Source organism: Labrys sp. Lb11, assembly GCF_057554225.1.
In genome coordinates this window covers 25,497-37,554 of the sequence record NZ_BAAJOT010000011.1, presented here as the reverse complement: position 1 = coordinate 37,554, position 12,058 = coordinate 25,497, and the positions used below count along the sequence as shown (strand labels likewise).

Genomic DNA, 12,058 nt, shown 5'->3' with positions numbered 1-12,058 from the left:
GTCAGCCCCCCAGATCCTCCAGGAGCGTCGCCGCCACGCCCTCCTCGGGCAGGGCGAGACCGCGCCGCAGCATGGCCGGCATCAGCGCCGCGTCCCAGTTGGCCGTCACAGGCGAGCCGGCGAGGCGATGCTCCCGGTTTCCGGCGGCATGGAGAGCGGCTTCGTAGTCGACGGCGCCGAAGCGCCAGGGCCGTGCGCCGCAGCTTCGCATCACCTGGTTGGCGATGTGCAGGCCGGGCCAGTCGAAATCGCCGTGGTAGAGCAGGCGGGCGCCGGCCCGGGCGAGCTGCGCCAGCAGCGTGCGCTGCGCGGCGGCCGGCATGCCCTCGGTGCAGACCAGCGGCGCGCAGCCGGCGCCGAGCCGGTCGGCGGCGATGGCGACGAGATTGGGGTTCTCGCAGACATGGACGGTGCGGCCGGCGACGCCCCAGGCCGGCGGCGAGCGCAGCAGGCGGCGTAGCGAGATATAGCCGGGCTCGCCGAGTGCGCCGTCGTCCGCCGGCAGGTTCAGGACCAGGGCGGGCCGGGCCAGCTCGTTGACCAGCACGCCGGCGCGAGCCCAGACGTCGCGCGTTCGCTCCCCCGTCATGGGGGCTTCGTCGTCCGTGTCCGCCGGATCGGACGCCGCCTCGCCGGCGCGCCAGGCCGCGAGCACGAGGGCCGCCGTGGCCCGGCCGGGGTCGAGCGCATGGGCGTCGCCGAGCATGTCCGCGGCGAGCTGGGCCCGCGCCAGACCGTCGGCCGGCAGCCGGCCCAGTACCGCCTCGGCACGCTCGCCGAGACGTTCGGCTTCCTCGGGATCGCCGCGGGCGAGCCGTTTCAGCAGCCCCAGGCCCGCCGGAACCTGCAGCAGCGCCGCCAGCCCGCCGTGCCGGCGCCGGGCGACCACGGCCGCCCAGCGCGCCTCGGCCTCGGCGCGCATCGTCGCCCGATGCCGGATCGGGCCTTCGAGTTGCTCCAGCGCCGCGCGCAGGCTCGGCGCGATGCCGGCCCGGTCCAGCGCCGCATCGATGGCGTCGATATCGACCTGCAGCGAGTTCGACGGCCGCGGCGGCCGGCCGAGCAGCACCGCCAGCGCCGCGTGCTCGGCGGCCGAGAGGCCGGTGAGGCGCAGCACCGCCGGCGCGGCGTCCGGCCCCCGCCGCTCGAAATGGCCGCGCAGGCGGTTGCGCAGGCCGGCCAGCGCTTCGCCGCCGAGCAGGCGCCGCAGGCGCGGGTCGACCGCGTCGCTCATTCCGGTGCGAACCGCCGGTCCGGATCGGACTCGCGCGTCCGGGCCTTGCCGTCCCAGGTCCAGCGCGAGACGAACACGGCGTCGATGCCCTCCCGCCGCTGCAACTGGCAGATCGAGACGCCGGGCAGCTCGGCATAGCAGGCCCATTCGCGCTCGCTGGTGATGACGAAATCGAGGTCGAACTCGCGGATCAGCCCCATGCAATGGGCGCGCGCCGCGTCGTCGATGCCGGCGAAGGCTTCATCGAGCAGCATCAGGCGCGGCGCCCGGGCCTGGCCGCCCTGATTGTAGAAGCTGGCGACGGCGGCGAACAGCGGCACGGTGAGGCCGAGGGCGCGCTCGCCGCTGGAGGCCGGCCCGGAGAGCTTGCGCCAGTTGCCGTCCTGCCAGCGCTCGACGCGGAAACGGTGCCAGTGACGATAATCCAGAGCGCGGGCGAGCTGGTCGAGCAGGCTGCCGCCATCGTCGCGTCCGGTCCCGGCGTCGGCCCGCTCGCGCTCGCGGGCGATGCGTTGCTGCAGCATGGAGCCGACGACCCGGCGGTCCTCGGCCGACCACAGATCGGTGCTGGTGTGCAGGAGACGGCGCCGGGCCGCCTCCAGCCCGACCGGCGCGCCCTCGTCCTCGGTCAGAGGCTGCCAGACCAGACGGAAGCGCACGCCCGTCGAGGTCGGACGCTTGTGCAGCTCCGCATTGATCCCGAAGACGTGCCGCTCGGCGGCCTGGAGCAGGCGCTGCACTTCGGCCGCGATCTCGGCCTGGAGGTGGTTCTCCAGCACGGCGCGCTCATTGGCCGTCAGCAATTCGCCGCGCTGGGCGATCTCCTCGGCCAGCCGCCCGGCGAGGCGGTCGGGACGCTCGGGCCTGTTCTGATAGATGATGTGGACGATCAGACCCCAGTCGCTGGTGTCGGCCATGGCCTGATGGCCAAGGGCGGCGAGGGCGCGCTGCAGATCCACCAGTTCCTCGGCGATCTGGCGCTGCACGCGGGTCCAGGCATCGTCGTCGTCCCTGGTATCGACGAGAGCCTGCTCCGCGCGGCGGGCCAGCGTCAGCGCCAGATCGATGGTCCACGGGACGGCCGTGTCCGGAAGCTCGAGCTGCGGCAGTGCCGCGGACAGGAGGCCGGTGGCGGCGTATTTCTGCAGCCTTGCGACGGCGTGGGCGCGGGCTTCGGCGCCATGCGCGAGCCGGGCTTCCGCCGCGGTGGCCTTCTCGCCGGCGACGGCGCGGGCCTCGCCGGCCTTGCGGGCGGCGTCCGTGCAGGCGCGCAACGCCTTCTCGCCGGCCTCGACCGCGGCGCGGGCCTGCGCCAGCTGCTGCCTCAACTCCTCGACCTTGGCGCCGATGGCCTCGCGCAGCACCTCCAGCCGCGCGTCAGCCTCCTCGACCTCGATGCGGCCGGCGGCCAACTGCTCCCGGCGCTGCTCGAGATCGGCGCGCACCTCGGCCTCGCGCGCCTGCTGCCGCGACAGCTCCGGCACGGCCAGCCGCAAGTCGCGCGCCGCCTGCGTCAGGCGGTGCTGGGCCTCGCCGAAGGCGCCGAGCGCCGCCTCGACCGCAGGCAGGGCGTCGGGATGGGGCGGCAGCCGCAGGTCGGTCGCGTCGCGGGCCAGGAGGTCGCGCACCGCCGCGAGGCCCTGCTCGGCCACCGCGAGGGCGGCTTCGGCCTCGGCCAGCCGGTCTTGGGCATTGCGATGATCGCGGGCCGCGGCCATGGCGGCGAGATGGGCGTTGCGCAGCGGCTGGTCGCCGGGCGCGCTGCGCCATTCCTCCGCCGCCTGCCGGCTGTCCTCGGCGTGGCGTTGGAGCCCTGCCTGCACCTCGGCGAGATCGTCGGCCAGCGCCGCCAGCTCGCCGGCGATCTCCGCAAGGCGGCGCTCGCGGGCGGCGGCCCGCGCGGCGAAACCGATATGGACCGCCGCGGGCTTGCTCCAGGCGCCGGCCAGCGGGCCGAGGCGGAAGCGCCCGTCGGGCGCAACCCAGGCTTCGCCGTCGCCGCCGTCATGCGGGCCGCAGGCGATGCCGGCCAGCAGGCGGTCCAGCACCTCCGGGGCGACGGGGCTGCCCGGCGGCATCTCGGCCCGCAGCCAGCCGGCGAGCGAAGCCTCGGCCGGCGGGCGGATCAGGATCTGGGTGTCGAGGAGCGGGGCGCCGTCGGCGGCGGCCTGCAGGCGGCCATCGGGCGTGACCCAGGCGTCGAGCAGGCCTGCGGCTTCGAGCGCGGCCTCGATGCCGGCGCGCGCGGCGGCATCGGCCGAATCGCGGAACTCCACCAGTTGCCAGAGCGGCGCCCCGGCACGGCTGCTGCGGACCTCCGCGGCGCGGGTGTGCGGCGGGGGCGGGGCCGGATCGACTCCCGCTTCGAGCTGCACGCGCTCGGCTTCAAGCTCCTGCCGTCGCGTCTCGAGCGCCAGCCGCCGTCCGGCGAGCTCGGCCTGCCGGGCTGCCAGGCGCAGGTTCGCCTCCTGCTGGGCCGCCTGCAGCGCCAGCAGCGCCGGGTTGTCGCCCTCGACGCCCAGCACCCACTCGGCGAGGGCGACAAGGGGGCGCTCGCGCTCCGGCCGCAGATGCCGCAGGTGGGCGAAATGATCGTCCCAGGCCTGGACCAGGGCCTGGCCTTCCCGGTCGACGGCGGCATCGGCTTCGGCGCGCCGCGCGATGGCCACCTCGGCGTCCTCCCGCCTGTCGTCGCGAAGCTGGCGGCGCTGCGCCTGCGCCGCCTCGGCCTGCGCAACCTCGGCGTGGCGGCGGCGCAGCAATTCGATCTGCTCGCGCCGCTCTGCCGCCAGCGCCCGCAGGCTGGACTGGGCCGCATCGAAGAGCCGCTGCTCCAGCGTCGCGAGGGCGTCGCGATCGAGCCGGGCCATCGCGGCCGCGGCGAAGGGAGCGGCGATCCCGGCCGCTTCAGCGCTGACGGAGCCCTCCCGCCGGGCTTCGGCCAGCGTCCGTTCGACCTGGTCGAGGCGCTCGCGGTACCGGGCGGTCTCGTCTACGGCGCGCCGCAGCCGTTCCGCGAGCCCGGTCACGGCCTCGGCTGCGATCAGCACCGCCTGGCGGCGCGTGGCCGCGTCCCGTTCGGCCACGTCGAGGCGGCCGGCGTCCTGCATGGCCGGATCGGACAGCAGCGTATACTGGCGCTCGCGCCGACGGGTCAGCGCGAGCTCCGCAGCCTGCTGCTCGGCCGTGGTCCGGGCTTCATGCTCCTCGGCGGCAGCGAAGTCGGCCTGGGCCTCGATGCGGGCTCGGCTGGCATTGTCGAAATCCGTCTGGGCCTGGCGCAGCGCCCGGGCCTGACGGCGGCTCTGAGTGCCGGCATAGAGGCGGTAGCGTTGCTCGAAGCGGTCGACCGCCCTGGCGAGCGCCTGGTACTCCTCGAGCTGACGCCGGTCGTCCTCCAGCCGGGCGAGGGCGTCGGCGACGTCGCCGAGCAACTCGGGGGTAAGCGGCGGCAGGGCTTCGGTCAGGGCATGGGAGAGGGCGGCTTCGTCGGGCTTCTTCGACAGCTGCGGCTGGCGCAGCTGGATCAGCGTGTCCATCAGGGCTTCGTAGCGCCTGGCGCCGAGATGGAACAGGCGCTCGTCGACGGCGCGGCGATAGGCGCCGGCGGTGTCGAACACCTGGCCGTGGCCCTCGATCGCCTCGCGCAGGCGCTCCCGGGTCAGCACGACGTGCTGGTCGCTGGTCAGCCAGAGATCGCGGTTGAGGCGCGGCGCGCTCTCGCCGCCTTCCAGGACGAAGAACCAGCTGTCCACCTGCGGCCGGGCCGCGACCGCCGCCAGGCCGGCGCCGAGCGTGATGTAGCGCGGGGTGCCGTCGTCGGCGAGGCGGCCGAACTCGATCCAGGCATAGCCGTTGCGCCTGGGATAGCTGTTCATCAGCAGATTCCAGGCCATCCGTTTGCTGGAATCGCCGTCGGGCTCGACGCGGGAGGGCTTGAGCTGCGCGTCGAGCAGGAAGGGCAGGGTCAGCGACAGCACCTTGGATTTGCCGGTGCCGTTGTTGCCGCGCAGCAGGAGGTGGCCATCCCGGAACCAGAATTCCTCGCTGTCGTAGCGAAACAGCTCCACCAGGCCGAGCCTCAGGGGCTGCCAGCGCTCCCGCGAGGGCATGGGCAGGGCGGGGCGCAGTTGCTGCGAGGGCGTAAGATCCAAACGATCGTTCATGGCGGGCCGAACAGAGTCCCGGTGGTGGCCGGCGCCGTGCCGTCGCTGGCCGTGCCGCCCCGGCGCAGCTCGGCGTCTCCGAGCGCGAAGCGGGCGAGCGCCGGCAGCGGACGGACAGAGCCCGCCTCGCGGACGGCCAGCCGCAGCTTCACCAGCCGATCGACCGCGACGGCGGCGAGCTCGTGTTCGGAGCCCGGCTCGCGGGCCGACTTGCGCCAGTAGCGGCCATAGTGCTGCCGGACCTCGCCGAGGAAATCGGCGAGCTCGCCCTCGCTCCTGCCCGCGGCCTGACCGCCCCTGGCGGCCCCGGCGAGATATTCGGCGACCAGCAACGTCGCGTGCGCCTCGGTACCTTCGGCCGGCATCGCCACGTCGGTCAGCGACCCGGTCTCGTCGACCAGGGCCAGGCCCTCCGCGCGCTGCTCCGCCGCCAGGCCGGTGGCCTCGCACAGGCGGGAGGCCATGACGCCGCGCTGATTGACGAAATAGTCGTGCGCGTCCCGGCCCAGGGTTGCCGTGTAGATCACGGGGTCGTCCAGGAGCCGGCGGGCGAGATGATGGCGCAGAGCGGTGCGCCGGCCCTCCTCGCTGTCGGCGACATGCTCGTCGACAAGGGCGTGCAACCGCTCCTCCAGCGTCCGTGGCGCCTCCTCCGGCCTCCAGGTCGAGGGGCCGCGCACCGCCGCCAGCATGCCGGCGAGCGCCCGGCGCTGGACGTCATACAGCGCATCGGCCTGCTCGCCGCCGGCCTGGACGAAGGCCTCCTCGTCGCCGGCGACGCGCTCCAGCACGCCCAGGGCCAGCAGCGTGCGGCAGACCGTCACCAGGCTTCGCCGCTCCTGCTGGGAGGTGAGGGCGAAGGAGAAGCCGGCGGCGGCCAGCACGGGCTCGGCGGCGAGCGCCAGCAGCCGCTCGCCGAGCAGCCGCAGCGTGATCTGCGGATCGGCGCGCTCGAGCACCGCGCAGGCGAGACACAGCAGCGCGTAGCGATCCCGGTCGTAGGAGGGCAGGCCGCGCGTGGCGTCGCCCAGATCGGCGGGGCGCTTGAGCAGGCGCGCTCCGTCCCGCTCGACATGCAGCATCCAGCCGGCTTCCCGGGCGAACCAGTCGCGCAGGGCTTCGGCCTGGCGGCGCACCGCGGCGAACTCCTCGTGTCCGGGGCCCATCAGCGGCGTCATCAGCAGCGCCCGCAGGGCGGCGCGGAACTCCTCTTCCTGGTAGCGCTGCTGATGCCGGCCGATGTCGGGGGTGTCGCGGCCGCGGGATCGCAATCCGTTCACGGTCCCTCCTGCCTGGGGGTGATGGTGAGCAGATGGTCGCGGCCGGCGAAGACGCCGAGCGGGGTGACGATGCGGGCGTGACTATCCGGCGCCAGCGGCTCGAGACGGATACGCAGCAGGCCGTCGCCGGTGTGCCGCTCGACGATGGCGCGCGGCCCTGCCTGCTCGCCGAGCGCTTCGCCGAGCAGCCCGAGGAACAGGCCGAAGGCGTGCGTGTCGAGATCGCCCAGCTCGGACAGGGGCGTCGGCCGGCCGGTCGCAAGTCGCCGGCGCGCCGCTTCGGCCTGCCGCGACTCCTCGGCGAGCTCGATAGCGATGAAGGCCCTCTCCGCGCTGCGGTCGCGCACGCGCGGCAGCGGGCCGCGCGGGGCCGCCTCGCCATATTCGCGCAGGCGCGGATGGACCATCAGCGGCGGCGCCTCCGCCCAGGGCGTCGTTGCCGGCAGATCCCGGTCGGCGTCGGGATTGAGCGAGAAATGCCGGGCCGGATTGAGGGCGAAGGCCGCCCGGGCCAGCCGATGCGCCTCGCCGTCGTCGGCACAGGCGAGGAACCAGCCGGCGAGCATGCGAAAATCCGCCGAACGGTCGCTGCGGCCGCTGCGCCGTTCGTTGATGGCGGCAATGGCGCCCAGCAACTGGGGAATGGCCGAGCGCGCCCGTGCCCGCAGGAGCTCGGCCTGCGGCGGGGCGTGACCGCTGGCGAGGAACCAGCCGCGCAATCCCTGCCATCGCTCCTGCCAGGCCGCCTTGATCCGGCCGCGCGCATCCGTGAGATCATCCGAGTCGTCCGGCGCGGCATCGCGGGCTTCGCGCTCGGCCACCACCGACAGCACCGAGTCGATCGACGGATCGAGGGCGAGGATGAGCCGCGCAATGGCCTCGGACCGGCGCACGAGGTCGCCGATGAACCGTTCGAGATAGTCGATCAGCCGGCGCTTGTAGCTCGCCACGGCATCGACCTCGGCCTGCTGCAATTCGATGCTGCGGGCAACGCCCGCCATGAAGGCCTGGGCATTGTCGGCGAGCCCGGCGAACACCTGGGCGAGGTCGCGAAGGGTCTCGTGCAGCTTGGCCGCGTCCGGCTCGGGCAGGCCGGCCAGGAGGTGGAGGGCCTGCAACCGGCTGGCGATGTCCTCCAGCGCCACGGTCTGCAGCTCGGCCCGGCGCTGCAGCGTCTGGACGAAGGTCGCCAGCGCCGCCTCCACGGCCTCGCCGCCGCGCGACAGCCGATAGAGGAAACGGGCGCGGTAGAAGTCGCCGAGGCTGGAGACACGAGCGGTGTCAGGCTGGGATTCCAGGTTGCCCCAGGCCGTCAGCTGGTTGAGCGCGGCGTTGACGTCCTCGATGCGCGGTACCGCCTCCGGCCAGCGCCCCTCGGCCAGGACCTCGTCGGGGCGCAGCTGCAGGCGATATTGGCGCTTGGCCGTCGCGAAAACATCCATGATGCAGCGATAGAATGCGGCCTTCTCTGCGCTCACGTGCCGGAACAGTTCGGCCGAGTCGCTCACGACCTGCATCCACGATCTCCCGAGGTCTGGATTGAGCAGGGAGCGTCGCCCTGCCGCCTGTGCCGCACCTTATACCGCCGAGGCGCAGCCACCCGGCTTCAACACCCGTTCCATCGAAGGCGGGTGCCTGGCCAGCATCGCCGGCGGGCGAAGCGGGCGACGCACCAGTTCGCCGCCGCAATTGGGGCAGCGGCCGCCGAGACGTGTCTCGGCGCAGTCACGACAGAACGTGCATTCGAAGCTGCAGATCACCGCATCAGGAGCCTCGGGCGGCAAATCGCGGTCGCAGCACTCGCAGTTCGGGCGAAGCTGCAGCATGCCCAGCCCTCAGGGCGCCACAGTCTGCAGCTTGGCCAGCCGGTCGGCCGTGCCCTGGTACCCGGCCTTGCCGGCCGCCTCGTAGAGCTGCTGCGCCTGTTTGGTGTCGGCCTGACCCGGCTCATGGTTGATCGAGGGATCATAGGTCTCGGCCAAGGCGAACAGCACCCGTCCATCGCCGCCGGCGCGCAACGGCTCCAGGACCTCGCGCGCGCCGGCCATGTCGCCCATCGCGGCCAGTTCCCGCGCGTCCTGCAAGGCGATGTCGACGGCGTCGAGGGTGATGGTCGCGGTCTTGACGGCGCGTTCCAGCACCGCGGGTTCGGTCGGAGCGGCAGCCGGCGTCGCGGCAGCCGGTGGGGGCGCCGTCTTAGGCTCGGAGGATGGGACCCGGGCGGGAAGCGGCAGGACGGCTACCTCGGCGCTCGGCTTGCGGCCGTTCTGCCACCAGATGTAGCCTCCGGCAGAGGCGCAGAGCACGACCACGACGGCGAAGGCTGCCGTGATCGCCCAGACGGTCGAGGATCGCTTCGGTTCGGCTGCATGGATGCCGCTGCCGAAGCCGGTCTGGTTGGCATTGGCGGGCTCGCCGGGCTGCAGGGTCGGTTCGGGCTCGACGGGGGCGGCTTTGGTGCGCGCGGGGACCGGCTCGGCCTCCGGCTCGGGCGGAGCGAACCTGCGCTCCGCGACACGCTGGGCTCGCTTCTGCCGCTCCGCGGCGGCCGCGGCGATCCGTTCGCGCTCGCGCATCCGGGCGGCGTGCAGGCGTGCCTCGCCGTCATTGGCGGGCTCGGGCGGGACGAGCTTGCGATCGGCGGGATGTTCGTCCTCGCGCTCGGAAGGGGACGGCGTCCGGTCGAGGGCCGGCTCCACCCTCGCGGCGACGGGTCCACGGGCGGCGCCCATCGTCGGCCTGGGGCGATCGAGCAGGAGCGCTTTCTCCTCCGCCGCCTTGCCTGGGACGACAGGCGTCACCTCGGCGAGGGCCGCGGCCACCGCCGCGAGCGACGCGTTCATCGCCGGCTCGACGGCCGTCCCGGGGGGCGGCGGTGCGTCGGCCGCAGCGGCCGGCGACTCGGTAACCGGCGCCTCCGACTTGGCGACAGGTACCTTGGCTTCCGGCAGCGATGGTGCATCGACTACAGTCGCTCGCGGATCGGCAACCGACACCGCGGGCTTGGCAACCGGTGCCTTGGCCTCCGGCACCGGTAGTGTGTCGGCTGCGGCCGCCCGCAGCTCGACGCCGGGCGTCGCGGGCTTGACGACCTGCACCTTGGTTTCCGGCGGCAATGGCGCATCGGCTGCGTCGACCCGCGGCTCGGCAACCGATGCCACGGGCATGGCGACCGGCACCTTGGCTCCGGGCGCCGGCCGCGCATCCCCCGTAGCGGCCTGCGGTTGGGCACCCGATATCACGGGCTTGACGAGCTGCACTTTGGCTTCGGGGGCAGGCGAGGCTGCCGCAGCGTCCCGCCCCGGCGCTTTCGCGGATGGACCGGGCGCGGGCTGGTTCGCCGGGACAGGCGGCCTCAGGCCGCTGTTCGCAGCCTGCCGCGCGTTCTCCATATGCTTCTGGAAGGCGGCACGCACGGCAGCTGCCAATGCGTCGTCCTTCTTCCCAGGCTCAGCCATGTCACCCCGCCTCACGCCGTCCCGATGTCACTACCCCGACACCGTCGCTGCGCCGCTGATGCGCAGTCTTTAAGCTTAGGTTATGCAATTGTCCCGGCGCGGTACAGCATGTTTTGCACCCTGTCGCCGAGAAAGGTTATCACCAAACGGCCGCGATCTCACCCGGGCAGGGTGACGCGGCTCGGAATCATGGGTTTCGGCCACGTCTTTCGTGCCGTCGCGAGGCCTTCCGGCCCGGGACGGCGGGAGGAACATTGCCGGCCGGGAAACCGTTCCGAGGCAATCTGGAAGGAGGTCGTCGTGTCGATCCAGAAGCAGTCCGGGCGAATCACCGCGCCGCAGATCCGTGGCCGCAAGGGCGGCGAGCCGATCGTGTCGTTGACGTCCTACCACGCCCATACGGCCGGGATCATCGATCCCTTCGTCGACTTCATCCTCGTCGGCGACAGCCTCGGCATGGTCATGCACGGACTGGAGACGACCATTCCGGTGACGCTGGAGATGATGATCCTGCAGGGCCATGCGGTGATGCGCGGCTCCTCGCATGCCCTGATCGTCGTCGACATGCCCTTCGGCTCCTACGAGGAGTCGCCGGAACAGGCGTTCCGCAACGCCGCGCGCGTCCTGAAGGAGACCGGCTGCGGCGCGGTGAAGCTGGAAGGCGGCGAGCGCATGGCCGAGACGATCCGCTTCCTGACCGAGCGCGGCGTGCCGGTGATGGGCCATGTCGGCCTGACGCCGCAGTCGATCATGGCGCTCGGCTCGTTCAAGGCGCAGGGACGCGACACCAAGGACTGGGGGCCGATCGAGCGCGACGCCAAGGCGGTGGCCGATGCCGGCGCCTTCGCCATCGTGCTGGAGGCGGTTGCCGAGCCGCTCGGCGCCAAGATCACCCGCGAGGTGGCGCCGCCGGTGATCGGCATCGGCGCATCGCCGGAATGCGACGGCCAGATCCTGGTGCTGGAGGACATGCTGGGCCTGTCCGACCGGGTGCCGAAATTCGTGCGCAAGTTCGGTTCGCTCGCCGGGCATATCCGCGAGGCCGTCGAGGCCTATGCCGGTGAAGTGCGCGCCCGCACGTTCCCCGCGGCCGAGAACACCTACGCCTTGCGCAAGGAATGAGGCGGCGGCCGGGCCGACAGGCGCCGGGCCGGCCATTCGCACGAGGCAGTGGAACGGGGACGGAGCATGGCGCGCCTGGGAAGCCTGGCACTTCTTCTATGTCTGGCCTGGGCGCCGGGCGCGGCCCCGGCCGACGGTCCGGTGACGTTGCCGGTCGGCAAGGCCGGTCACGGTGCCACGGAGCGCCTCGCCAACCCGGCCGAGGATGTGACGGCGACGAAGGCGGCCCTCGAAGGTGCGGGCCTCGACCCGTCACCGTTCCTGCCGGAGGCGACGACCGGGATCGACCGCAAGAAGCTGATCGACTTCGAGGCCACCCGCAAGGGCGCAGTCGAGGGAGCCCTCGCCGGCGGCACCGGCGCCGATGTCGCCGCACTCAGGGACATCCTCGCCGGTGAACCCCTGGCCATTGCCGGCGACGGCGACCTGCTCGGTAAATGGCGCTGCCGCAGTGCCCAGCTCGACGCCGGCACGACCGAAGGCGGCAACGGCACCGGCGGCGTTTTCGTCTACCCCCATTTTCGCTGCACCATCTCCCGGCGGGCAGGCGGACTGTTCTTCGCCAAGCTCAACGGCTCGCAACGGGTGAACGGGATGCTCTACCGCGCCGGCAAGGATCGTTTCGCCTTCCTGGGCGGCTGGTCGATGGCCGAGGATCCGGAAAGGCCCTACGGCGCCTCGCAGGAGGACAATGCCGTGGCCTACCTCTTCAAGGTGGCGAAGAACCGCCTGCGGCTGGAATTGCCGCAGACCTGCTGCAGCACGCTGGAGATCCTGGAACTGGTGCGCTGAGGAGGT

8 protein-coding genes are annotated in these 12,058 nt (G+C 72.9%); 2 read left to right on the top strand and 6 right to left on the bottom strand.

Going from position 1 to position 12,058, the window contains the following annotated elements; genetic code table 11:
- Window position 1: 1 nt before the first annotated feature.
- From AC27L4_RS31795 to AC27L4_RS31770, 6 genes are read right to left on the bottom strand one after another with little or no spacing between them, the layout of a single operon-like run.
- Window positions 2–1,234 carry a TIGR02679 family protein gene (locus tag AC27L4_RS31795; RefSeq protein ID WP_487146700.1) on the bottom strand — a complete coding sequence of 411 codons (1,233 nt, stop codon included), beginning with the start codon at window positions 1,232–1,234 and terminating at the stop codon, window positions 2–4.
- Window positions 1,231–5,400 (bottom strand): TIGR02680 family protein, encoded by a 4,170-nt coding sequence (locus tag AC27L4_RS31790; RefSeq protein WP_487146699.1) that lies wholly within the window; start codon window positions 5,398–5,400, stop codon window positions 1,231–1,233. The genes AC27L4_RS31795 and AC27L4_RS31790 overlap by 4 nt, the downstream gene beginning before the upstream one ends.
- The gene (locus tag AC27L4_RS31785) at window positions 5,397–6,680 is read right to left on the bottom strand and encodes a TIGR02678 family protein (RefSeq protein WP_487146698.1); all 1,284 of its coding nucleotides are present in this window, start codon (window positions 6,678–6,680) and stop codon (window positions 5,397–5,399) included. The genes AC27L4_RS31790 and AC27L4_RS31785 overlap by 4 nt, the downstream gene beginning before the upstream one ends.
- Window positions 6,677–8,197, bottom strand: a complete 1,521-nt coding sequence (locus AC27L4_RS31780; RefSeq protein ID WP_487146697.1) for a TIGR02677 family protein — start codon at window positions 8,195–8,197, stop codon at window positions 6,677–6,679. Before AC27L4_RS31780 ends, AC27L4_RS31785 begins: the two co-directional genes overlap by 4 nt.
- Window positions 8,198–8,257: 60 nt before the next feature.
- Window positions 8,258–8,506 (bottom strand): DUF1272 domain-containing protein, encoded by a 249-nt coding sequence (locus AC27L4_RS31775; RefSeq protein ID WP_487146696.1) that lies wholly within the window; start codon window positions 8,504–8,506, stop codon window positions 8,258–8,260.
- A 9-nt stretch (window positions 8,507–8,515) separates the two neighbouring features.
- A complete protein-coding gene (locus tag AC27L4_RS31770) occupies window positions 8,516–10,096 on the bottom strand; it encodes a hypothetical protein (RefSeq protein ID WP_487146695.1) in 1,581 nt (526 codons plus the stop codon).
- Between the two features lie 342 nt (window positions 10,097–10,438).
- Here AC27L4_RS31770 and panB point away from each other — a divergent pair, with 342 nt between their 5' ends.
- Window positions 10,439–11,260, top strand: a complete 822-nt coding sequence (gene panB, locus AC27L4_RS31765; protein WP_487146694.1) for a 3-methyl-2-oxobutanoate hydroxymethyltransferase — start codon at window positions 10,439–10,441, stop codon at window positions 11,258–11,260.
- Window positions 11,261–11,326: 66 nt separating this feature from the next.
- The gene (locus AC27L4_RS31760; protein ID WP_487146693.1) at window positions 11,327–12,052 is read left to right on the top strand and encodes a DUF4893 domain-containing protein; all 726 of its coding nucleotides are present in this window, start codon (window positions 11,327–11,329) and stop codon (window positions 12,050–12,052) included.
- Window positions 12,053–12,058: the final 6 nt, after the last annotated feature.

What these genes read in the sequence shown, in the direction of transcription:
- AC27L4_RS31795 (WP_487146700.1), bottom strand. Translation starts at nt 1,234, where the DNA reads ATGAGCGACGCGGTCGACCCGCGCCTGCGGCGCCTGCTCGGCGGCGAA.
- AC27L4_RS31790 (WP_487146699.1), bottom strand. Translation starts at nt 5,400, where the DNA reads ATGAACGATCGTTTGGATCTTACGCCCTCGCAGCAACTGCGCCCCGCC.
- AC27L4_RS31780 (WP_487146697.1), bottom strand. Translation starts at nt 8,197, where the DNA reads ATGCAGGTCGTGAGCGACTCGGCCGAACTGTTCCGGCACGTGAGCGCA.
- AC27L4_RS31775 (WP_487146696.1), bottom strand. Translation starts at nt 8,506, where the DNA reads ATGCTGCAGCTTCGCCCGAACTGCGAGTGCTGCGACCGCGATTTGCCG.
- AC27L4_RS31760 (WP_487146693.1), top strand. Translation starts at nt 11,327, where the DNA reads ATGGCGCGCCTGGGAAGCCTGGCACTTCTTCTATGTCTGGCCTGGGCG.